Annotated in this window: 23 protein-coding genes; 6 read left to right on the forward strand and 17 right to left on the reverse strand. The window is 67.3% G+C overall.

Annotation, left to right across the window (positions count from 1 at the left end; genetic code table 11):
- Positions 1-2 precede the first annotated feature (2 nt).
- A complete protein-coding gene (locus tag QF206_RS04685) occupies positions 3-3,470 on the reverse strand; it encodes a pyruvate carboxylase (RefSeq protein ID WP_281488010.1) in 3,468 nt (1,155 codons plus the stop codon).
- 111 nt (positions 3,471-3,581) lie between these two features.
- Here QF206_RS04685 and QF206_RS04690 point away from each other — a divergent pair, with 111 nt between their 5' ends.
- Positions 3,582-4,379 carry a ParA family protein gene (locus tag QF206_RS04690; protein WP_281488011.1) on the forward strand — a complete coding sequence of 266 codons (798 nt, stop codon included), beginning with the start codon at positions 3,582-3,584 and terminating at the stop codon, positions 4,377-4,379.
- Between the two features lie 222 nt (positions 4,380-4,601).
- Here QF206_RS04690 and QF206_RS04695 read toward each other — a convergent pair whose 3' ends face one another.
- The 9 genes from QF206_RS04695 to QF206_RS04735 all read right to left on the reverse strand — a co-directional run bounded on the left by QF206_RS04695 (position 4,602) and on the right by QF206_RS04735 (position 11,031).
- Positions 4,602-5,153 (reverse strand): MerR family transcriptional regulator, encoded by a 552-nt coding sequence (locus QF206_RS04695; RefSeq protein WP_281488012.1) that lies wholly within the window; start codon positions 5,151-5,153, stop codon positions 4,602-4,604.
- A gap of 122 nt (positions 5,154-5,275) precedes the next feature.
- Positions 5,276-5,986, reverse strand: coding sequence for a transcriptional regulator FtsR (gene ftsR, locus QF206_RS04700; protein WP_281488013.1), 711 nt, complete (start codon positions 5,984-5,986; stop codon positions 5,276-5,278).
- Positions 5,986-6,525 carry an FHA domain-containing protein gene (locus QF206_RS04705; RefSeq protein WP_281488014.1) on the reverse strand — a complete coding sequence of 180 codons (540 nt, stop codon included), beginning with the start codon at positions 6,523-6,525 and terminating at the stop codon, positions 5,986-5,988. The genes ftsR and QF206_RS04705 overlap by 1 nt, the downstream gene beginning before the upstream one ends.
- Before the next feature lie 290 nt (positions 6,526-6,815).
- Positions 6,816-8,039, reverse strand: coding sequence for a Dyp-type peroxidase (locus QF206_RS04710; RefSeq protein ID WP_281488015.1), 1,224 nt, complete (start codon positions 8,037-8,039; stop codon positions 6,816-6,818).
- On the reverse strand, positions 8,039-8,686 hold the full coding sequence (locus QF206_RS04715; RefSeq protein WP_281488016.1) for a copper chaperone PCu(A)C: 648 nt from the start codon (positions 8,684-8,686) through the stop codon (positions 8,039-8,041). The genes QF206_RS04710 and QF206_RS04715 overlap by 1 nt, the downstream gene beginning before the upstream one ends.
- Before the next feature lie 115 nt (positions 8,687-8,801).
- Positions 8,802-9,443 (reverse strand): hypothetical protein, encoded by a 642-nt coding sequence (locus tag QF206_RS04720; protein ID WP_281488017.1) that lies wholly within the window; start codon positions 9,441-9,443, stop codon positions 8,802-8,804.
- 154 nt (positions 9,444-9,597) lie between these two features.
- Positions 9,598-10,113 carry a VOC family protein gene (locus QF206_RS04725; RefSeq protein ID WP_340309586.1) on the reverse strand — a complete coding sequence of 172 codons (516 nt, stop codon included), beginning with the start codon at positions 10,111-10,113 and terminating at the stop codon, positions 9,598-9,600.
- Between the two features lie 81 nt (positions 10,114-10,194).
- On the reverse strand, positions 10,195-10,488 hold the full coding sequence (locus tag QF206_RS04730; protein ID WP_281488140.1) for a DUF503 domain-containing protein: 294 nt from the start codon (positions 10,486-10,488) through the stop codon (positions 10,195-10,197).
- Between the two features lie 54 nt (positions 10,489-10,542).
- The gene (locus tag QF206_RS04735) at positions 10,543-11,031 is read right to left on the reverse strand and encodes a VOC family protein (protein ID WP_281488018.1); all 489 of its coding nucleotides are present in this window, start codon (positions 11,029-11,031) and stop codon (positions 10,543-10,545) included.
- 316 nt (positions 11,032-11,347) lie between these two features.
- Between QF206_RS04735 and QF206_RS04740 the strand changes: the two genes are divergently transcribed.
- From QF206_RS04740 to QF206_RS04750, 3 genes are all read left to right on the forward strand, one after another.
- A complete protein-coding gene (locus QF206_RS04740; RefSeq protein WP_281488019.1) occupies positions 11,348-12,079 on the forward strand; it encodes a hypothetical protein in 732 nt (243 codons plus the stop codon).
- Positions 12,080-12,278: 199 nt separating this feature from the next.
- Complete coding sequence (locus QF206_RS04745; protein WP_281488141.1) at positions 12,279-13,367, forward strand: fatty acid desaturase family protein; 1,089 nt, start codon at positions 12,279-12,281, stop codon at positions 13,365-13,367.
- Between the two features lie 366 nt (positions 13,368-13,733).
- Entirely contained in the window at positions 13,734-13,937 is a 204-nt protein-coding gene (locus QF206_RS04750; protein ID WP_281488020.1) for a cold-shock protein, read from the forward strand.
- A 91-nt stretch (positions 13,938-14,028) separates the two neighbouring features.
- Here the strand turns inward: QF206_RS04750 and QF206_RS04755 are convergent, their stop codons facing one another.
- A complete protein-coding gene (locus QF206_RS04755; RefSeq protein ID WP_281488021.1) occupies positions 14,029-14,430 on the reverse strand; it encodes a sensory rhodopsin transducer in 402 nt (133 codons plus the stop codon).
- 273 nt (positions 14,431-14,703) lie between these two features.
- Entirely contained in the window at positions 14,704-15,198 is a 495-nt protein-coding gene (locus QF206_RS04760; protein ID WP_281488022.1) for a flavin reductase family protein, read from the reverse strand.
- A 155-nt stretch (positions 15,199-15,353) separates the two neighbouring features.
- Here QF206_RS04760 and QF206_RS04765 point away from each other — a divergent pair, with 155 nt between their 5' ends.
- The gene (locus tag QF206_RS04765) at positions 15,354-15,926 is read left to right on the forward strand and encodes a PadR family transcriptional regulator (RefSeq protein WP_281488023.1); all 573 of its coding nucleotides are present in this window, start codon (positions 15,354-15,356) and stop codon (positions 15,924-15,926) included.
- Positions 15,927-16,060: 134 nt separating this feature from the next.
- Here the strand turns inward: QF206_RS04765 and QF206_RS04770 are convergent, their stop codons facing one another.
- Genes QF206_RS04770 through QF206_RS04785 form a run of 4 tightly spaced genes read right to left on the reverse strand, consistent with a single transcriptional unit; the run spans position 16,061 to position 20,445 of the window.
- Positions 16,061-17,419, reverse strand: a complete 1,359-nt coding sequence (locus tag QF206_RS04770; RefSeq protein WP_281488024.1) for an NtaA/DmoA family FMN-dependent monooxygenase — start codon at positions 17,417-17,419, stop codon at positions 16,061-16,063.
- A 52-nt stretch (positions 17,420-17,471) separates the two neighbouring features.
- A complete protein-coding gene (locus QF206_RS04775) occupies positions 17,472-18,368 on the reverse strand; it encodes an ABC transporter permease (protein WP_281488025.1) in 897 nt (298 codons plus the stop codon).
- Positions 18,365-19,327: an ABC transporter ATP-binding protein gene (locus QF206_RS04780; RefSeq protein ID WP_281488026.1), complete on the reverse strand. Its 963-nt coding sequence runs from the start codon at positions 19,325-19,327 to the stop codon at positions 18,365-18,367. The genes QF206_RS04775 and QF206_RS04780 overlap by 4 nt, the downstream gene beginning before the upstream one ends.
- Before the next feature lie 8 nt (positions 19,328-19,335).
- Positions 19,336-20,445 carry an ABC transporter substrate-binding protein gene (locus tag QF206_RS04785; protein ID WP_281488027.1) on the reverse strand — a complete coding sequence of 370 codons (1,110 nt, stop codon included), beginning with the start codon at positions 20,443-20,445 and terminating at the stop codon, positions 19,336-19,338.
- Between the two features lie 122 nt (positions 20,446-20,567).
- Here QF206_RS04785 and QF206_RS04790 point away from each other — a divergent pair, with 122 nt between their 5' ends.
- Positions 20,568-21,551, forward strand: coding sequence for a diaminopimelate dehydrogenase (locus QF206_RS04790; protein ID WP_281488028.1), 984 nt, complete (start codon positions 20,568-20,570; stop codon positions 21,549-21,551).
- A 24-nt stretch (positions 21,552-21,575) separates the two neighbouring features.
- Here QF206_RS04790 and QF206_RS04795 read toward each other — a convergent pair whose 3' ends face one another.
- Entirely contained in the window at positions 21,576-22,184 is a 609-nt protein-coding gene (locus tag QF206_RS04795) for a CueP family metal-binding protein (RefSeq protein WP_281488029.1), read from the reverse strand.
- Positions 22,185-22,251: the final 67 nt, after the last annotated feature.

The raw sequence follows: 22,251 nt of genomic DNA on the forward strand, positions 1-22,251 counted from the left end.
AGTTACGATGCCCGCTGCGACGAGGTCTCCTGCCCGTCAGCGCGCTCCGGGGACTGCGCATCGGTCCGCGCCGGCTCGATCTCGACGAGCAGGTCGCCCGCCTCGACCTGCTGCGTTCCGGCGATCGGGATGCGGACGATGGTGCCGGCCACCGGGGCGGTGATCGACGCCTCCATCTTCATCGCCTCGATCGTCGCGACCGCCTGTCCCGCACTGACCAGTGCGCCGGGCGTGGCCTGGATCGTGACCACACCCGCGAAGGGCGCGGCCACGTGGCCGGGCTTCGACGCATCCGCGCGTTCTGCGGCTCGCTCCTCGACCTTCACCGAGCGGTCGCGCACCGGAACCGGACGCAGCTGACCGTTGAGCGAGGCCATGACGCTGCGCTGGCCCTTGTCGTCGACCTCGCCGATCGCCGTGAGGCTCACGAAGAGGTTCACGCCCGGCTCGATCTGCACGACGTGCTCAGCCTCCGGCTTGAGCCCGTACAGGTAGTCGATCGTACTCACGACCGAGAGGTCGCCGTACTCCTCGCGAAGCTCCTCGAACTGCTTGGTGGGCTGCGGGAACAGGAGACGGTTGAGGGTGCTGCGACGCTGAGCGGCTTCTCCGCCGAGCGCCGCGCGGTCGTCGTCGGTGAGATCGGTGACGCCCAGCTTCACGGTGCGCCCTTCGAGCACCTTCGAGCGGAACGGCTCCGGCCAACCTCCCGGGAGATCCCCCAGCTCGCCCGCCATGAATCCGATCACCGAGTCGGGGATGTCGTACTTCTGCGGATTCTGCTCGAAGTCGGCCGGGTCGGCGTCGATGGCGGCCAGGTGCAGGGCGAGATCGCCGACCACCTTGCTCGACGGGGTGACCTTCGTCGGCCGGCCGAGCATCCGATTCGCTGCGGCGTACCAGTCCTCGATCTTCTCGAAGTGGTCGGCGAGCCCGAGCGCGATCGCCTGCTGGCGCAGATTCGACAACTGCCCGCCGGGGATCTCGTGGCGGTACACCCGGCCGGTGGGGCTGGGCAGACCGGATTCGAACGGACGGTACACGCGGCGCACCGCTTCCCAATACGGCTCCAGGTCGGAGACCGCGTCGAGCGAGAGGCCGGTGTCGCGATCCGTGTGCGCGACCGCCGCGACCAGCGCCGACATCGACGGCTGGCTCGTGGTGCCCGACATGGGAGCACTCGCTGCGTCGACGGCATCCGCGCCGGCCTGTGCCGCTGCGAGCAGCGTCGCCAACTGCCCGCCCGCAGTGTCGTGCGTGTGCACATGCACTGGCAGGTCGAAGCGGGCTCGCAGCTCCCTGACGAGCACCGACGCTGCGCCCGCGCGCAGCAGCCCGGCCATGTCCTTGATGGCGATGATGTGCGCGCCGGCCTCCACGATCCGCTCGGCGAGCCGGAGGTAGTAGTCGAGCGTGTACAGATCTTCGTCAGGGCTCAGCATGTCGCCCGAGTAGCACAGGGCCACCTCGGCGACCGTGGAGCCCGTGGCGAGCACGGCATCGATCGCGGGGCGCATCTGGTCGACGTCGTTGAGCGCGTCGAAGATGCGGAAGATGTCGACGCCGGTGGCCGCCGCTTCTCGCACGAACGCGTCGGTGACCTCGGTCGGGTACGGCGTGTAGCCGACGGTGTTGCGTCCGCGCAGGAGCATCTGCAGGTTGATGTTCGGGAGCTGCTCCCGGAAGAGCGCGAGTCGCTCCCACGGGTCCTCGCCGAGGAAGCGCAGCGCGACGTCGTAGGTCGCACCGCCCCAGGCTTCGACCGACAGCAGTTGCGATGTCAGGCGCGCGACGTGAGGCATCACCGCCGCGAGGTCCTTGGTTCGCACGCGCGTCGCCAGCAGCGATTGGTGGGCGTCGCGGAACGTCGTGTCGGTGACGGCCAGCGCTCGTTGCGCTCGAAGGTCTGCCGCGAACCGCACCGGGCCGAGCTCGAGCAGCCGCTGACGCGAACCGGCGGGCGCGGGCGCCTCCAAGTCGACGGCGGGCAGCTTCTCGGCGGGATCGATGAGGCCCTCGCCAGAGCCGTACGGCTGGTTGACGGTGACATCGGCGAGCCAGTTCAAGATCTTGGTGCCACGGTCTCGCGAGCGATTGCCGCTCAGCAACTGCGGACGCTCATCGATGAACGCGGTGGAGAGGTCACCCTCGATGAAGGCCGGGTCGTCGAGCACGGCCTGCAGGAACGGGATATTCGTCGACACGCCGCGGATGCGGAACTCGGCGAGGCCGCGGCGGGCCCGGCGCACCGCCGACGCGAAGTCGCGGCCGCGGGTCGTCATCTTCGCGAGCATCGAGTCGAAGTGCGGGCTCACTTGGGCGCCCGAGGCGATCGTGCCGCCATCGAGACGGATGCCGGCGCCACCGGGCGACCGGTACGTGGTGATCTTGCCGGTGTCGGGCCGGAAGCCCTGCGCCGGGTCTTCAGTGGTGATACGGCACTGCAGCGCTGCCCCGTGCATGGAGATCGACGACTGATGCAGGCCGAGATCGTCGAGAGTCTCCCCTGCCGCGATCCGCATCTGCGACTGCACGAGATCGACGTCGGTGATCTCTTCGGTCACGGTGTGCTCGACCTGGATGCGCGGGTTCATCTCGATGAAGACGTGCTGGCCGGCGCGGTCGCCGATCGTGTCGACGAGGAACTCGACGGTTCCGGCGTTCACGTAGCCGATCGACTTCGCAAACGCCACGGCGTCTCGGTAGAGCGCCTGCCGCAGTTCGTCGCTGAGGTTCGGCGCGGGAGCGATCTCGACGACCTTCTGGTTGCGACGCTGCACGGAGCAGTCGCGTTCGAAGAGGTGCACGGTCTCGCCGGTCTGGTCGGCCAGCACCTGCACCTCGATGTGCCGAGGGCGAAGCACTGCCTGCTCCAGGAACATGGTGGAGTCGCCGAACGCGCTCCCGGCTTCGCGCATCGCGGCTTCGAGTGCGGGACGCAACTCCTCACGCGTGTCGACCCGGCGCATGCCGCGGCCTCCGCCACCGGCCACGGCCTTCGCGAAGACGGGGAAGCCGATCTCGTCGGCCGCAGCGAGCAGCACGTCGACGTCGGTCGTCGCGGGAGACGACTTGAGCACCGGCACGCCCGCAGCGACGGCGTGCTCTTTGGCGGTCACCTTGTTGCCGGCCATGTCGAGCACGCTCTTCGGTGGACCGATGAACGCGATGCCGTGCTCGGCGGCCGCCTGCGCGAGGTCGGGGTTCTCTGACAAGAATCCATAGCCCGGGTAGATGGCGTCTGCGCCACTGAGCTTCGCCACGCGGATGATCTCGTTCACGTCGAGGTATGCGCGCACAGGGTGCCCCACCTCGCCGATCTGATACGCCTCGTCCGCCTTCAACCGGTGCATCGAGTTGCGGTCCTCATATGGGAACACCGCGACAGTGCGCGCACCGAGTTCATAGGCGGCGCGGAATGCACGAATAGCGATTTCGCCGCGGTTCGCGACAAGAATCTTCTTGAACATTGAGCCCCTTCCAGTCGGGTTGAGCCTACTGATCGGGCGAACCCCGCGTTTCGCACGCGCTCCCAGCAAGATTTAGGGCTTTTAAGTCTCGGGAAGGTATCGTCTCTTCTCGTGCATGTACTGAGCGTGAGCTCCCTCAAGGGGGGCGTCGGGAAGACCACCGTCACGCTGGGCCTTGCGTCGGCGGCGTTCGCCAAGGGTCTTCGCACGCTCGTGGTCGACCTCGACCCGCAGTCGGATGTCTCGACCGGCATGGACGTGCAGGCTGCGGGCCACCTCAACATCGCCGATGTGCTGACCTCTCCCAAGGAGAAGACGGTGCGACAGGCCATCGCGCCGAGCGGCTGGACTCGTGGCCGCCCGGGCAAGGTCGACGTGCTCATCGGCAGTCCCTCGGCGATCAACTTCGACGGACCCCACCCGAGCATCCGCGACATCTGGAAGCTCGAGGAGGCGCTCGCGCACGTCGAGTCGGAGTACGACCTGGTACTCATCGACTGCGCGCCTTCCCTCAACGCTCTGACACGAACCGCGTGGGCCGCGAGCGACCGAGTCGCGGTCGTGACCGAGCCCGGGCTGTTCTCGGTCGCAGCAGCAGACCGCGCCCTCCGCGCCATCGAGGAGATCCGGCGGGGCCTCTCACCTCGGCTGCAGCCGCTCGGCATCATCGTGAACCGCGCCCGCGTGCAGTCGCTCGAGCACCAGTTCCGCATCAAGGAGCTGCGCGATATGTTCGGCCCGCTCGTGCTGAGCCCCCAGCTGCCTGAGCGCACCTCGCTGCAGCAGGCGCAGGGCGCGGCGAAGCCGCTCCACGTGTGGCCGGGCGAGAGCGCGCAGGAGATGGCGCATAACTTCGACCAGCTGCTCGAGCGGATCGTGCGCACTGGGCGCATCGAACTTTCCGCGTAGCGCGCTGGAGCTTGGAGCGAAGGCCATTTCTGGCCTTCGCCGCGACGCCAGCGCCGGATGCCGTCTCGGCATCCGGTTTATGCGCGGGGGTTTCACTCGTCTGATCGCCGCGACGGCGATCAGCGCTGGCGAGCTTTCGGCCTGAGGGCCTTACAGACCCAGTCTGCATCGCCGCAACGAAAGAGACGGATGCCGAAGCATCCGTCTCGTGGGTGGCGTGTGTCAGGCGGTCTTCGAGCGTGACGCCCGGCGTGCGGCCAGTTCGTCCATCGGGTCTTCGCGCGCCGTGTCGAACTCCACGAGGCTCGTCTCGACCTCTCGCAGCACCTTGCCGACGGCGATGCCGAACACGCCCTGACCGCGGCTGACGAGGTCGATCACCTCGTCGTTGGACGTGCAGAGGTACACGCTCGCACCGTCGCTCATGAGCGTCGTCTGTGCGAGATCATGGATGCCGGCTTCGCGCAGCTGGTTGACCGCCACGCGGATCTGCTGCAGCGAGATGCCGGTGTCGAGCAGTCGCTTCACGAGCTTCAGGACGAGGATGTCGCGGAACCCGTAGAGCCGCTGCGAACCCGAGCCGGCTGCTCCCCTGACCGTCGGCTGCACCAGGTCGGTGCGTGCCCAGTAGTCGAGCTGCCGGTAGCTGATGCCCGCCGCGCGCGCAGCCACGGCCCCGCGATAGCCGGCTGCGTCGTCGAGCTCAGGAAGACCGTCGGTGAAGAGCAGTCCGAGGTCGTAGCGCTGTTCCTCGCTACGGCTGAGTTCGCTCATGGCACTTCCTAACCTTCATGTTGAAGTTGATACTTCGCGGGAGTGATCCCACCGTATCGAACCCCTCGCCCATCTCGGCCTCGGTCGTGAAAAACGATGCGGCGTGTCGAACGCCCGGTCGCTTATCCGTCCATCCGGGTGAGCGCCGTCCTGATCAGGCTACCCCTGACCACCTCCAATTGAGCCGCGATCTCTCGCGCGAGCTCGGCCGCCTTGGCACGGCTGGAGGCATCGTTCCGCTTTGCGATCGGAACGAGGGCGCTCTCGATGAGACCGAGCTCTCGCTCGGCCGCCGCCCGGAACGTACGGAGATGCCGCGGCTCGATGCCGCTCCGCTGGAGCTCGACCAGTGCGCGCAGCACGCTCAGCGCCTCTTCGTTGAAGAGATCGCTCGGGGCGATGAGCGAGGCTGAGATCGCGTCGCCGAGCAGCATGGGCGTCGCACCCGCTTCTCGCACGAGCTCCTCGCGGGTGAACCTGCGCTCGGCGATGAGCATGGAGGGCAGCGCCACATCGGGGCGCCCGGGGAACTCGGGCTGGCGGCCGGCATCCAGTTCGTCGAGGTAGCTGCGAATCACCTTCAACGGCAGGTAGTGATCGCGCTGCATCGAGAGGATCAGCCGCAGCCGCTCGAGATCGGCCTGCGAGAACTTGCGGTACCCCGATTCGGTGCGCGCGGGCGACACGAGCCCCCGCTCCTCGAGGAAGCGCAGCTTCGACGGCGTGAGCTCGGGGAAATCGGGGTTCAGTCGTGCGAGGACTTGGCCGATGCTGAACTGCGCGCGGGTAGGGGCCGGTGCTGCCGCGACTCGCGCGGCCGCAGAGCGCGCCACTAGCGGGCCGCCGGGCTGGTCAGGTCGAGGCGCGACGCATAGAACGTCAGCCGGTACTTGCCGACCTGCACCTCGCCGCCATCGACGAGCGTCGCCGAGTCGACACGCTGGCCGTTGTAGTACGTGCCGTTGAGGGAGCCGAGATCGCGCACCTCGAACTTCGTTCCGACGCGCACGAAATCCGCGTGCTTGCGCGACACCGTGACGTCGTCGAGGAAGATGTCGGCGTCGGGGTGACGACCGGCGGTGGTCACATCGGCATCGAGCAGGAACCGAGCACCGACATTCGGTCCGCGGCGAACGATGAGCAGAGCAGAGCCCGAGGGAAGCGCCCGGAGCGCCTCCTGCTCCTCGGTGGAGACCCCCGCCTCCATCGCAGAGAGCAGTGCACCGAAGTCGTGGTTGAACGTCGCGGTCGTCTCGTTGTCACGCGCGACCGTATCGGCGGGCGGCTCAGAGCTCTGCGGCGCGGCGTCGGGTTCCTTGGACGCGCGCTCACGACCATCGTCAGTGCGATCGTCGAATCCGGCGTCAGCCATCGTGAACCCCTCCTGTAACCAGCGTATCGAAGCATTGTCGCGCTCGGAGCCGAGCGCAGGAACCAAGCGCGACGGTCGTTTCCTGAACGTCACGGCAGCGCCAGTTCCAAGCGTCGCTGCGGCGTCCGGGTCACGGATGCCGCGGCGCACGGTCGCACTACGGGCTTCCCTGCGAAGCACGCAGCAGCGATCGTGAACGACCAGCCTAGGGGAACGGCCGGGGCGAATGGAAGGCGTCGCTCTGGGGCGGTGGCAGGGCCGCCCCAGAGCTGTCGCAGCATCCGACGAGCTCAGAACATCGACTCGCCGATGAACCCGCCTTCAGCGCAGCCAGGAGGCACGGCGAAGACCGCCGATCCGATCGGCGTGGTCCACACATTGAGCAGGTCGAGTTCGTCGAGCCGCCGCTGGATGGGCACGAACTGCCGCTCGGGATCGGCTTGGAATGAGCCGAAGAGCAGCCCTGCCGAACCCTCCGGCGTCTCGTAGTTGTACGCCCGGCGGAAGATCCTCTCTCGAACGTCGCCGGTGCGAGCCCGACGAATGTGAGCGAACGCGGGAATGACCGGCAGCCCGATCGCATTCGTCGCCGTGAGATCTGGCTCGTCGTGCTCGTCGGCTCCGGTCAGCGGCGCCCCCGTGGCGAGCGTGCGCCCCACTGATTGCTCCCGCGCCGGCCGGTCGAGTTCGTCCCAGGCATCCAGATCCATGGCGATGCGCCTCAGCACGAGACTCGTTCCTGCGCTGAGCCAGCCGGCATCGTCGACCCACACCAGGCGGTCGAAGTCGTCTGAGCCCGGCTGAGGGTTCACGGTGCCGTCGAGCTGCCCGAAGAGGTTGCGCATGGTCGCACCCGGTTGTTCGGTTCCGTGCGCGCGCCGGAAGCCCGGTTGCACCCATCGCACCGTGGTGAACGCGCGCGCGTCTTTTCGCAGCATCCGCAGGGCGTGCGCGAGCGTGACCGGGTCGTCGCTCGCGAGCTGCAGCATGAGATCGCCATCGCTCCACCGCGCTTCGAGCCGGTCGATCCCGAACGATGGCAGCGGCCCCAGCCAGGAAGGAACCTTGCCGGGGTCGACACGCTCGACGAGTCTGGGTCCAAACCCGAAGGTGACGGTGAGATTCGCCGGGTGCTCGGCCAACTCGGGCTCCTGGTCGCCGAGCGGCGGCCGGCCGGCGGTCAGCCTGGCCGCATCGTCGGTGAGCAGCACGAGCAGGCGGCGGATGCCGTCACGATCGACGTCATCGCGCAGATCGAACGCGATGAACACCGCGTGCGCCTGCGGCGGCGTCGCGATTCCGGCTTGGTGCGCCCCAAAGAACGGAACGATGGAAGAACCAGCGGCATCCGCTCTGCCCGACTCGGACTCGGCGACCATGGCCCGAGCGGCACGATCGCCGCCGAGCGCCACTGCGGCACCGGCAGCCGCGGCGACGCCTCCCGTGAGAAGGTGCCGCCGCGAGACGCCCCGCTCGCTCCGCGTCCGGGAGTCGGTGATGCGCTCGGCGGGCATCAGTGGTCCTCGCCGCCGTGATCGTGATCGCCGTCGTGGCCGTGATCGTGATCGCCGTCGGGGTCGTGGTCGCCGTAGTTCTCGTTCGCGCCCGCGTACTCCTTCACGATCGCCACGTGATCGCTGCTCGACCCGTCGGCGAAACGCAACGTGAACGCCACGCTCTCCCCCGGCTTCAGGTCTCGCTCGAGTTGCATGAGCATGAGGTGGTCACCTCCCGGCGCAAAGGTGCGCGTGCCGTTCGCCGGGATCTCGAAGCCGTCCTGCTTCTCGCGCATGACGCTCGCCCCGCGATCGTCGATGACGATCTCGTGCAGTTCGGCGACGCCGGCAACCTCGCTCTCGACACCGGTTACCGTGACGAGCGAGTCGGAGGCATTGACCGCCTCGGCGAAGATGCCGGTCATGCCGTCGGCCTGCAGGGCCGCCTTGGCCCAGACGTCATGGAGTTCGATCTTCTCCGCTTCCGTGCCTCGTGCGCCGGCCTGAGGGGCGCAGGATGCGAGCGAGAGGCCGGCGGCGATCGCGAGAGCCGCCGCGGCGAGTACCGAGCGGCTCCGAGGGCCGCGAGCGATGCTCCGCTTCCTGTGCTTATCGAGGATGCCGTGGGCGAGGGTGTTCGTGTTCGTGTTCGTGTTCGTGTTCAAGGGTTGCTCCTTCGGCCGCCCGACGGGCGGCATCGCGCTGCTGCAGGCGGCGTCGCGCCGGCTCAGGCGGCGTCGAACGCGTCAGCGGCGCGCGAAATCGTGATGGTCGGTCTGATCAGACAGACATCACGGGAGGCCCGCGATAGCGAGCGGCGCCACCGATCGTGAGGGAGACGGGGCGGAGCGGAGCGGTGAACGATGTGAGCAGGCGCGCCGGCGAGAGGCGGATCGGTCGCAGCGGCTGCGACATCCGCTCGACCCGCCAGCCGAGTGCGAGTTCGAACAGGCGCCACAGAGTCGACTCGCCATGCCGCAGCGCGAGCACCGTGACCACCGCGGCAGCGAGGTGCGCGACCCACATGACGGCGTCGTCATGCCCCGCGTGGGCGTCGACGGCGCTGACAGCCGCTCCCTGCGTTGCGCCGAGATCAGCGAGCGTCACCAGGTGATGAGCGTGGTTCTGAGTGGACGCCCGCGCTGCCGAACCGGTGACGTAGCTGTGCTGCGGCCCGAACAGCGTGAAGAGGCCGTGGAAGATCGCCTGGCTCAGCACCACCGCGGCGACGAGCGCGGCCCAGCTGAGCTTGCGACCGGCCAGGGGAACGGAGACGAGCGCCGCTCCCGCGAGACCGAGCACGAGCGCGAGAACACTGGGAGCCGCACCATCGGCGATGCCGTGTGAGAGCGCGGCGGTGAGCACGGCGAGCGTGGCGGCAAGCAGCCCGCGACCCAGTCGCGCGTGTCGGCTGATGTTCACCGGCCCTGCCTTTGTCGTCGCCCGATGTCGCAGAGCTCCGGAGCGCTGCAGTCGTGCGCCCCCGCAGCACTGCAGTTGCGGCTCAGTCTAGCGTCGGCGCACCCGAGAGCGAGCGAGCACGGCATGCGCTCACGGGACGAACGACCAGGTCACTTCAGCGAGGATCGCCGACCGCGTCGCCGGCTGCTTCGCCGTCGCGAGCCGCGACGAGGTCGGCGATGACGATCTTCTGCATCGTGTACAGGGCCGCGTTGATACGAGCGACGGCCGAGGAGTCGCTCGTCGAGATCAAGTCGACATATGCCTTCGGCACGACCTGCCATGAGAGCCCGAACCGGTCCTTCAACCAGCCGCACGGGCCGGGAGCTCCTCCGCCGGCGGTGAGCGCTTCCCAGTAGTAGTCGGTCTCAGCCTGGTCGGCTGTTTCGATCGAGAGAGAGATCGCCTCGGTGAATGGGAAGTCGGTACCACCGTTGAGCGCCTGGAACCGCTGCCCCGCGAGCTCGAACTCGACCACGAGAGCGGTGCCCTCCGGCATCCGGTCGTCCGGTCCGTAGCGCGACACCGAGAGCACGCGCCCCTCCCTGAATACCGAGCAATAGAACATCGCTGCTTGCTCGGCTTCTTCGTTGAACCACAGGCACGGCGTGATCTTCTGCATGGCGTTCATCGTGCTCTCCGGCCGTCCGCGGCACCAGAGCCGAACGGCCTTGTGCCTCTTCCTCTTCCAGCGCTCGGTCTTCGAGGCAGCTCAGTCCTCCGAGTGGTGATAGCCGCGGCGGCTCGCCAACAGGTCGATCTCTGGACGGTTGGCTACGTACCGCTCGACGTCATCGATCAACTCGACCAGGTGCTGCCTCGCCGATGAGGCGGCGCAGACACCGACCGCCACGCGGCGGTGCAGATCGAGATGGTCGACTTCGGATGCCGAGAGCTGGAACTTGCGGCGGAGATCGGCGATCAGGGGCCGCACGTAGGAACGCTTCTCCTTCAGCGAATGCACATCGCCGAGCAGGATGTCGAACTCGATCCACCCGACCCACATGCCCATGGCCTCAGGATGGCATTGCGCACCAGCATCGGGCGAGAGGCGCACGCCTCAGTCGGCCGCGCCGGACGCCTCGCCGCCGGGTTCGGCGACGCTCTCGCCCATGCCCGAGCCCGCGGCGCCCTCTCCCGCCCCGGCGATATTGACCATCCAGTTGATGCCGAAACGGTCGCGCAGCATGCCGAAGCTGTCGCCCCACGGCGCCTGGGCAAGCGGTTCTCGGACTTCTCCGCCCTCGAGCAGCTTCTCCCAGTAGCCCCTGAGCAGTGCATCGTCGCCGGCCGGGCCGCTGAGGGAGAGCGAGATGCTCGAACCGCCGTTGTAGTCCATGCCCGGGGGCGTATCGGCAGCCATGAGGGCGAGCCCTCCCGGGGCCATCAACTGCGCGTGCATGACCATGTTCGAGTGCGCAGGGTCGTCAGTGATACCGAACTCGCCGAAGGTGCTGAGCGTCAGATCGCCGCCGAAGACCGACTGGTAGAACGTGATCGCCTCGCGCGCATTGTCGCGAAACTGCAGATAAGCGTTGAGCTGCGCCATGGCGTCCTCCAAGACCTTTTGGGAATAGTGTCTGCGCCGACAGCCCTCGCCAGTGGCACCGCAGGGCGCGGCCCGCGCCGCCATTCTGTGCGCTCCGCGAGGCTCGCGCCAGACTTCCGCGCACGTCGGAGAGCACACCCCCAAAACGCGGGAAGTTCCGCGCCGACGACACCGCTGACGGCATCCGGCGCAGTACCGTACTCTCGCCGCACCCGCGGCGCCCCGATCATCCCCCGCACCCGCACGCCCGCTCATGTCGTCGATCGCGATCGCTCGACAGCGAGGTGACGCGTTCCCGAACAGCTCAGGAGCACGAGTGACGACGCTCGACACCACTCAGACCACCCCAGAAGCCGCGCAGCCGTCCGCGTCGGAGGGGCCCGATCGCGGCTTCAGGCTCGCCGACCTCTTCGGCAACACCGAGCTGGTGATCGTGATCCTGCTGGGCGTCGCATCGGTGTTCACTGCCTGGGCGACCTTTCAGGCCGCCCTCTACGGCGGTATGACGGACTCGTCGTATGCGAAGGGCCAGAGCGCGCAGACCGAGGCGGAGTCGCTCTACCTCGAGGCGAACCAGCTCTTCGTGCAGGACGTGCAGACCTTCGCGCGGCTCACCGAGCTCACGGTCGACATGGAGAACCCCGACCCGGCGATCGCCGCAGCCGCGTCGACGAAGTTCGACACTCTGCACTTCGTCTCGGTCGATGAAGTGCTCGACGCAGCCATGATCTGGTCGCAGGAGCAGGATGCCGCGGACGGCTACGTCGGGCCGTTCGACTCGGAAGAGTACTTCGCCGCCCGCTTCGGCGCCTGGCAGGAGCAGGACAGCGCCAGCGCCGCGATGATCGAAGAGGGCGACCTCTACAACGCCTACTCCGACCGTCTCGAGCTCAACACCACGCTCATGGCCATCACGCTGTTCCTGCTCGGTGTCGCGGCCGTCGTCAGGCGCCGTCGCACGCAGTGGACGCTCATCGCGTTCGGCACCGGCATCTTCGCGATCGCGGCGGTGCTCACCGCGATCGTGCCGGTGACCTGGCTCGGCTGACTGCTCGGCTGAACCAATGGCGGGCGGCGCCCGGCGAACCACCGAGAAGGCGAACTGCCAGCCCCCTCACGGCAAGCGGGGTTAGGCTCGGAACCAGCGATCGGCGTTCTGCCTTTGGCGTACGTGCGGCTCTCGCCGCTGCGGCTCTGGCCGCCGATTCATTGGGTTTCTCATCTCCACCACTCATTCCACCCCTGGTCTGACCTCGACCCTCGGAGCCGTGCGCGGCACCACCCCCAAGACCGACCGTCCGAACATCACGCAGTCGTACACCGCCGTCTCGCGCGTGATCAAGGAATCAGGACTGCTTCGCCGCACGCACCGGTTCTACGCGATGCTCGGGCTCGGGCTGACGGCCGCGCTCGTCGGCGCGGGCTTCGGCTTCGTGCTGCTCGGCGACAGCTGGCTCCAGTTGCTCATCGCCGGGGCCCTCGGCGTGATCTTCACCCAGTTCGCCTTCCTCGCTCATGAGGCCTCGCACCGCCAGGTGCTGCATTCCGGCCCGGCGAACGACCGGCTCGGACGGTTCCTCGCGACCTTCGTCGTCGGCATGAGCTACGCGTGGTGGATGAACAAGCACACGAGGCACCACGCGAACCCGAACAAGGTGGGCAAGGACCCCGACATCGAGTTCGACACCATCTCGTTCATCGAGCAGGATGCCGCCAAGCAACGCGGCATCATCGCCCTGATCACTCGCAAGCAGGGCTACCTGTTCTTCCCGCTGCTGCTGCTCGAAGGCTTGAACCTGCACTACCGCTCGGTCCGAACCCTGTTCGCGCGCGGGCCGGTGAAGGGCCGATGGGTCGAGCTCACCGCGATCGCTATTCGGTTCGCGCTGTACCTCACGGTGATCTTTGCGAGCCTCCCGCTCGGCATGGCCTTTGCATTCCTCGGTGTGCAGCTCGCGGTCTTCGGCGTCTACATGGGCGCCTCGTTCGCGCCCAACCACAAGGGCATGCCGATCATCGGAGCCGACGAGAAGCTCGACTTCTTCAGCAAGCAGGTGCGCACCTCGAGGAACATCAGCGGCGGCTGGTGGGCTTCGGCGCTCATGGGCGGCCTGAACTACCAGGTCGAGCACCACTTGTTCCCCAATATGCCCCGGCCGCACCTCGCGAGAGCACGCACAATCGTGCGCGAGCATTGCCAAACGCTGGGCGTGCCCTACACTGAGACGAATCTGATTCGCTCGTACGCGATCGTCATCGAGTACTTGAATCGGGTCGGCCTCGCCGCACGTGATCCGTTCGACTGTCCCATGGTCAATCGGTTCCGCCGGGTGTGAGGCTGTCACCACAGACTTTCGATGAGCGCCAACGAAGGCGCGAATCTCAATTAGGAATCGACGCAGTATCTTCATCGCATCACCCTCCGCCGCACATGGCCAGTGCTCGGCGTCGTCGCGCACGGCTCTTCGTGCCGCCGCGCCCTTCATGACCCCTGCCACTCGCCGTTCGAGCTGCGTCATAGCGGCGCCGACGGCCTCCGGCGCACAGGATCGCGGCATCCGGTCGCTGGAATGCCTGCTCGAGCAGCGCCTCGTCGCTGTCTCCTCGGATGTCGAGCGCATCCCCACGCACGTCTGCGCCCCCGCGGCGCGGCCGAACGGGCCGCAGTCGCGGCTCGACTCAACAACAAGAAAGAAAACATCATGGCCACTGGCACCGTGAAATGGTTCAACGCGGAAAAGGGCTTCGGCTTCATCACCCCTGACGACGGCAGCGCCGACGTGTTCGCGCACTTCAGTGCGATCGAGAGCAACGGCTACCGCAGCCTCGAGGAAAACCAGCGCGTCGAGTTCGAGACGGCACGGGGCCCCAAGGGGCTTCAGGCGGAGAAGATCCGCTCCATCTGAGCTGAATGAGGTGGTGCCGCGGCACCACATCTCCTGCGGCGTGCGGGGCGTCTCTGATGACGCGTCCCGCACGCCGCTTCGCCTTGCGCGCTCACCCCGCCCAGGCGATGGTCGACAGCAGTGCGAGCGCCGATTGACGCGAGTCCAACCGCGTGTGCTGCACGACGATGGGCACGTCACTGCGGATCACGGCCGCATAGTCGGTATCGCGTGGCACGTCCTCGGGGTCGCTCAGGTCATTGAAGCGCTGGTGCAGTGTGCGTCGCGGTTGCACGGTGAGCCGGTACGGCCCAGCGGGTTCACGGTCGCTGAAGTAGATGGTGATCTCCACGTTCGCGGGAGAGTCCGAAGCGTTGAGGATGCAGGCCGTCTCGTGACTCTCGAGCGCCGGTGATCCGCCGGTGCCGCCAGAGGGGATGTACCCCTCCGCGATCACCCATTCGGTGCGTCCGATCGCGTTGCGCTGATCGGCTGTCTCGTGCGCTTCCGCCACGGCGTGCACTCCGTTCTTCACTGTTCTCGCACTTCCCCGCGCCTCATGCGCCGCTTTGCGCCTTCTGCGCTGTGCGCGGCGCTTCGGCATGCGAGGGCCTCTTGGCCCCTCAAGGCGTTCCTCAACGGTGCATCGTCCGCCGGAAGCCCGCCACTGCCACGCGCGTCAACGGCCGCGTCAGCGTGACTGGCGCAGAGGCGGCACAGTGCGCACGTAGCCGAGCGAGCTCAGCCACAGGCGCTCGGACGGCGACGATTCACTGCCGGGGCACGTTCACGCCTCGTCGAGCGCACGGAAGCGACTCTGGTGGAACACGAGCGGCGCGACACCTGGGAACGTCTCGGCATGCTCCACCCGCAACAGCACGACTTCGTGGTCACCGCCGTCATAGCGCGCCCAGGGGTCGCACTCGAGCCAGAGCGCTGCGCCCTCGATGAGCACTGCTCCCCCATCGGTCGCGCGCCACTGCGCATTGGCGAAGCGGTCGCCGCTGCGCGACGCCAGCGCTCGCGCGAGCCCTCCGTGCTCCGCGCTGAGCACGCTCAGCCCGAGGCGGCGGTCGGCGAGCAGCGGCCAGGTGGTCGAGGTACGTGCGATGCTGACGGCCACGAGAGGCGGGTCGAGCGAGATCGAGGTGAACGAGTTCACAGCGATGCCGACGGGCGCTCCTTCGCGAAGCGCGCAGAGAGCCACGACACCCGTCGGATACAGCGAGAACGCTTCGCGGAGGGCCAGCTGATCCAACGTGGCGTGCGCCTGTACTGGCATGGCTTCTTCCTCTTCCATACATCCTCGATGATGCGCCTCTCGCCTGAGCGGCGTCACCAGCGTTGATATTCAAGTTTGATTAATCACAACGCTACTAACGTGCCGGGCGGCGCGCAAGCATCTGAGTCGGCTCGGCTCCCCATACGATGAGAGCCATGTCGTCCACCACACGCCTCGTCGTGCTCGGCGCCGTGTACCAGTTCCAGCCGGTGCATGGCTACTTCCTGCGCAGAGAACTGCTGACCTGGCATGTCGACGAGTGGGCGAACATCCAACCCGGCTCGATCTACAACGCATTGCGTTCGTTGAAGAAGGACGGCTACATCAGCGAGGCGGGCGTAGAGATCGAGGGCAACCGCCCCGAGCGCACGACCTATGAACTCACGCCGGAGGGCGAGGTCGAGTTCATGCGGATGCTGCGCCGCGCCCTCTGGACGGTCGAGACCTTCGACATCAAGCCCATCATGGCCACGACCTCGTTCATGTACGCGCTCAAGCGGGGCGAGGTGATCGAGGCCCTGGAGCATCGCATCCATGAGATCGACGCGCGCATCAAGAGCAACTCATACGAGATCGACGACGTGGAGCGGTCGAGCTCGACGCCGAAGTATGTGCGCGAATTCTTCGAGTACTCGACTGCTCGTCTGCGCGGCGAGCAGGAGTGGGCGCGCCAACTGCGCGGCCGGCTCGAGGCGGGCGAGTACCGTTTCGCCGGCGAGACCGCCTGAGCGCACCGGGCGCCGCCGCTCCATAGAAAACCAGATACGACCCCCGGCAGTGCGCAGGATGCCGACACAAGCCTCCCGACGGCGCATCCGGCCGGCGGAGCATGGCACCAAGCCGGCCGGATGCTGTCAGTGCCCTACCGCGCTGCCGCGAGCTGCGCCCGGTACGCGGCGCCCGGGTGGTCATCGCGCAGCACCGGCGAAGGCGTGCCGACCAGGCGCTCGCGCAGGCTCTCACCCTGGTAGTCCTGGGCAGCGACACCTCGCTCGCGCAGGATCGGGAGCACCTGCTCGACGAAGTCGACCGTCGACATGGGTTGCACCACCGGAGTGAGCAGGAACCCGTCGAGGTCAGCGCGCTCCGCCAGCTCGCACATCGCATCGGCGACGTCTTCGGCGGTGCCGACCACCGGCTTTCCTCGCACGCCATATGCGTGCCAGTCCTTCAGCACGTCACCCACGGTGAGCCCGGCGAAGCGCTGCACCTGAGTCTGCGACATCTCGGTGTGCAGCTCCGTCATCGGCGTATCAGGAGCGTACGACGACAGGTCAAGGCCAGTGAACATGGCGTACGAGGCCACCGCTACCTCCGGCCGCTGCGATTCGAGAATCAGTTCGAACTTTCGCTGCGCTTCCTCACGAGTCGCGCCGACGACGCACGAGAAGGCCGACATGATCTTCAAGGAATCGGCGGCGCGACCCGCCGCGACGGCCTCGGCCCGAATGGCCCGTACCTGATCAGGCAGCTTCGATGGTGAGCCGCCGAGGAAGATGCACTCCCCGTGCGTGCCGCCGAACTTGCGACCTCGGTCTGACGAGCCGGCCTGGAACAGCACGGGCGTGCCCTGCGGCGAGTAGGAGGTGTTCCCGTAGCCGCGCGAGCGGAAGAAGGGCCCTTCGTGCTCAATGCGGTGCACCTTGGCCGGATCGGCGTACCGCCCCGCCTTATCGCGTTGGAGCGCGTCGGGCTCCCAGCATCCTTCCCACAGCTTGTAGACGACCTCCATGAAGTCGTCAGCCATGTCATAGCGCTTGTCATGCGCGACCATGGGCATCCCGAACGCCTCGACCGCCGTCTCGGCCGTGCCCGTGGTGACGACGTTCCAGCCGACCCGACCCTTCGAGATGTGGTCGAGGGTCGCCATGCGGCGGGCGAATGAGTACGGCTGCTCCAGCAGCGTCGAGCCGGTCACGACGAGCCCGAGGCGCGTGGTTGCTGCCACGAGCGCGGCCGCGACGATGGCCGGGTCGAGGCGCGGCAAGTCGAGCCCCTCCTCAGAGCTGATCGGCAACCGCTCGCCGTCGACCTCCGACCAGCCCCACGCGTCGGCGAGGAAGAGGAAGTCGAGGCGGGCGTCTTCGCACATGCGCGCGATCTTGACCCAGTAGTCGAGCGATTCGAAGTGGTCGCGCTCGTTCGCCGGATGCCGCCAGGTGGCGGTTCCGGAGTCGTTCGCCTGGGCGTTCTCGAAGAGACCAAAGCGAAGCATTTTCATTTCTTTGCTCCTTGTGTGGGAGAGAACGCTGCCGACGCGATGCGGCAGCAGGTCAGCGGGCGACGGTCTCCCCGTCGCTCCACCAGAGCACGCGGTTGCGAACCAGTGCGAGGAAGGAGACGATCAGCACGCCGAGCACGCAGAGCAGCACGATGCTGGCCCACGTCACCGGCAGGTTGGCCTGTGCGGCGGCGATCGTCACGAGCGAGCCGAGACCGGCCTGCTGCCCGGCGGCCACGAACTCGGCCACTGCCGCGCCGACGATCGCGAGCGGCAACGCCACGCGCAGCCCGGCGAACACGAAGGGCATGCTCCCGGGGAAGCGCAGATCGCGGAAGATCTCCCAGCGGCTCGCATGCAGCGTGCGCATCACATCGAGCGTGCGTTGGTCGACGTCGCGCAGGCCCGCGAGCGAGTTGACCAGCATCGGGAAGAAGACCACGAGAGCTGTGACGATGTACTTCGGCATCATGCCGAAGCCGAAGGCCACGACGAGCGCGGGCGCGATCGCGACGATCGGCGTGACCATGATCACGACGAAGAGCGGCATCACGGCGCGCTCCATGATCTCGAACTCGGCCATGACCACGGCGATGAGGAATCCGACGAGGATGCCGGCAGTAGCACCGATCACCACCTCTTGCAGGGTCACGAGCATGTTGACCCAGTACATCTGCGGATCGCGCAGCAGACTTGCCACGATCGCGTCGATGGTGGGGATGACGTAGGGGTTGGCCAGCGCGAGCAACTGCCACACGACGGCGACGATCACGAAGGTGACGGCGGGCGGCAGCCAGATGCGCCACTTGTACCAGCGCCTCGACGCGGGCACGTGGCGGCCGGGATGCCGGGGCTTGCGACGACCGCTCGGCACAGCGCTCGCGGTACCGACGGTCGCTGTGGCCTCCGTCGCGGTCAACTGGGCGCCGCGCACGCGAACCTCGGTCATCGCGTCTCCCCCGTTCCACCGGCCGCCGCGTCTGCGGCGCCGGGCTCCATGACGGCGCGAAGCTTCGCGCGCACGATGCCTTCGAGATCACGGAACTCGTCGGTCGCGTAGTCGTCGACGCTCCGCGGACGCGGCAGGTCGACATCGATGATCTCGGCGATGCGCCCCGGATGCGCAGCCATCACGACGATGCGGTCGGAGAGCATGATCGCCTCGGGCACCGAGTGGGTGATGAAGATCACGGCCTTGCGGTTCGACTGCCAGAAGTCGAGCAGGCCCATGCGCTGCTGATCGCGGTTCATCTCGTCGAGTGCCGAGAAGGGCTCGTCCATCAGGAGCACGCTCGGGTCGAACACGAAGGCGCGAGCGATGGCGACGCGCTGCTGCATGCCGCCGGAGAGCTGCGCCGGATACTTGTCGATCGCGTGGCCGAGCCCGAACGATTCGAGCAGCTCGACCGGGTCGCGCATCGACCGGCCGCCGTTGGCGCCGCGGTTGACCGACATCGGCAGCGTTACGTTGTCGAGCACCGTGCGCCATGGCATGAGGGCAGGCGACTGCGGCACGAGGCCGATCATCTTGTTCTTGGTGGCGGCGCTCACGGGGTTGCCATCGACGGTCACTTCACCGCCGTCGGCGTCCGTGAGCCCTGCGATCACCTTGAGGAGCGTCGACTTGCCGCATCCGCTCGGTCCGATGACCGAGACGAACTCGCCCATGCCGACACTGAGGTCGATGCCGTCGAGCACGAGCGTGCGCGATTCGTCGGTGCCGAAGCTCTTGGAGACATTGCTGATGCGCACTCCGCCGGTACGCGCGGCCGCCTGCACTGCTGCTTCCGTGGCCGCTTGCGAACCGGCTCCCGCCCCGGCGAGGGGGGCCCGGGTGGGCCCGCCCTCGTCGAGCGGCATCGCCTCGTGCGCGAGACGCTGCTGGTCGTGCTGTTGTTGCGCGGGCATGGAGTTGCTCACTCGCCCGGCCAGATGAGCTCGCCGTTGTCGTCGTACAGGCCGGCGACGAGTTCGGTGTCCATCATCTCGCTGAGGGCAGGCAGGTCGGTGAGCCCGCCGTACTCCTGCACCAGCTCGTACTCCGACTGCCACTGCTCCTCGGTCTGCACACCCGGCGGAAGGTCAGGGTTGCTGCGAACCCATGTCGACTCGACGCCCCACGTGCGCTCCTGCTGGTCGCGCGGGAAAGCCTCGCCCTGGTTGTTCTCAGCGGCGAGCTCGCTGATCATGTCGATGCACTCGTCCTTGTCGGTGAGGCAGAAGTCGAGCGCCTTGAGCGTGGCCCGCATGAAGTCGGCAACGACCTCACGGTTCTTCTCGAGGAACTCGCTGTTCACCTCCATGACGTTGTAGGTGCCCTGCACGCCGAGGTCGTCGGGCAGGAACTCGTTGAACGGCTCCCCCATCGCCTTGAGCGTCTGCGGCTGGTTCGAGGCGTAGCCGACGATCGCGTCGACCTGGCCCCGGGGCACGACAGTGGGGTCGTAGTTGGTCATCTTCACCAGCTCGACCTTCGACACGTCGACGCCCGCCTGGTCGAGCATCTTCGACGCGGTGGGCGTCAGGTTGATGAAGTAACCCAGCGTGCCGCCTTCGAGGTCCTTGAGGCTCTTGATCTTCTCGTTGGCGAAGATCGAGAAGGGCGAGACGCTGCCATAGGTCGCGATGGCCGTGAGGTTGCGGCTATTGGCGGCGGCCAGCATGACGTCGGATGCCGAGCCCAACGCGGTGAACTGCGCCTGCCCCGAGGAGACGAGCTGCTGCCCGTTGGCACCCGAGGCGTTGATCTCGACGTCGAGACACAGCGCATCGAAGTAGCCCAACTCTTCGGCGAGGAACACGTCGAGCTGCCCCGCGCTCGCCGAGTAGCCGTAACCGGAGATATAGGTGATGGTGCCAACGTCGGCGTTGCGCTCACAGGCCGCCTGGTCGATGAGCACATCCTCATCGACCGGATCGGAACCGGGAGCGGGGCCGCCTGCGCAAGCGGTGAGAGTGAGTGCTGCGGTGAGCGCTCCGGCTGCGATGAGACCGCTTCGCCGTGCGCCTTCAAGGAGATTGATCACGAGAGTGCAAGTTCCTTCCTAGGCCTGGTCCGTCATTGGATGGCTAGTTCAACGTAACATATTCAAAGTTGAACTAGTCGGGCTTTTTTCGCGACACGCTGGGCGTGAAACGATAGACGACGATGAACGACAAGATTCGAATCGGCATAGCGGGGTACGGCAACCTAGGGCGCGGCGTCGAAGCCGCCATCGCGAAGAACTCCGACATGGAGCTCGTCGGCGTATTCACGCGGCGGGATCCCCAGACAGTGAGCGCGGCAGCCGGCACAGCGGTCTTCCCCTGGAGCGCTCTCGCGGACCACCGCGACACCATCGATGTGCTGGTGCTGTGCGGCGGGTCGAAGAGCGACCTCCCCGTGCAGAGCCCGGAGCTCGCGGCGTCGTTCAACATCGTCGACAGCTACGACACTCACGCGCGCATCCCCGAGCACTTTGCGGCCGTCGACGCTGCCGCGGCCGAGGCCGGCACGACCGCCTTGATCTCGGCGGGCTGGGATCCGGGGCTGTTCTCGCTGAATCGCGTGTTCGGCGAGGCGGTGCTCCCAGACGGCGAGACCTACACGTTCTGGGGCCGCGGCCTCAGCCAGGGCCACTCCGACGCGATCCGCCGCCTCGACGGTGTCGCCGGGGGCGTGCAGTACACCCTGCCCGTGGAGGCAGCGATCGAACAGGTGCGCAGCGGCATCCGTCCCGCATTGTCGACCCGTGAGAAGCACACCCGCGAGTGCTTCGTGGTGCTCGAAGATGGCGCGGATGCCGAGGCAGTGCGCGAGGCGATCGTCACCATGCCCGACTACTTCGCCGACTACGACACCACCGTGCACTTCATCTCTGCCGAGGAGCTCGCACGCGACCACGCGGCAATGCCGCACGGCGGCTTCGTGATCCGGAGCGGCAACACCAGCGCCGAGCACTCGCAGGTGGTCGAGTACCGCCTCGCCCTCGACAGCAACCCCGAGTTCACCTCGAGCGTGCTGGTCGCGTATGCGCGTGCGGTGCACCGACTGGCCGCGGCGGGTCAGCACGGAGCCAAGACCGTATTCGACGTGCCGCCCGGGCTGCTGTCGCCCCGCTCCCCCGAGGAACTGCGCGCCGAACTGCTGTAGGCCGGCCGCCGCCTCCAGCGGCGATCAGGCGAGCTGCAGCGTCGTCAGGCACGTCGGATCGTCGGCTCCAGTCGAGACCTCGGTCGTGCCGATGCGGCCGTCGTGCTCGACGTGGACCGTGAGCACCCGGTCGGCGGGCAGCCAGTAGCCGATGAAGCCGTTGTCGAAGGTGCGCGTGCTCTCGTCGAGCAGCACCTCGCCGGTCGCCTCGTCGGTGATCCGCACGGTGATGTCTTCGTTCTGCAGTTCACCGACGCACGTGGTGAGGCTGTGGAAGGTGCAGGCGTGCGTGACGTCGACGAACGGTGCCATCGAGAGATAGAACTGGTCGTCTGGCAACGCGATCGGCGCGGCCGCGTCCATGTTCTCCGGCGAGCCGACGAGCAGCATGTCGGGGCGCACCGAGACGACGAGGTCGTCGGGGCGGTCGGCGAGCGGCATCCGATCGAGCTCGTCGACGAGCGATACCGGGTCGAGTCCGTCGAGACCGTGCTCGGCAAGGATGCTGTGCGCCTCGCCATCGCGGCCCGACTCGGAGTTGCCGGCCGAAGTCGGTGAGCACCCGGCGAGCGCCAGAGCAGCCACCGCTGCGGTGATCAGGACTTTGGAACCGGCACGCAATGTCTCTCGCACGCCTCGAATCTAGCGAGCGAGCGCGGCCCAGTCTGGGGCGGCTCTCAGCCGCGCGTGCCCATGTCGG

Origin of the sequence: Ruicaihuangia caeni (genome assembly GCF_029952955.1) — a bacterium.
Taxonomy (GTDB): domain Bacteria; phylum Actinomycetota; class Actinomycetes; order Actinomycetales; family Microbacteriaceae; genus Ruicaihuangia; species Ruicaihuangia caeni.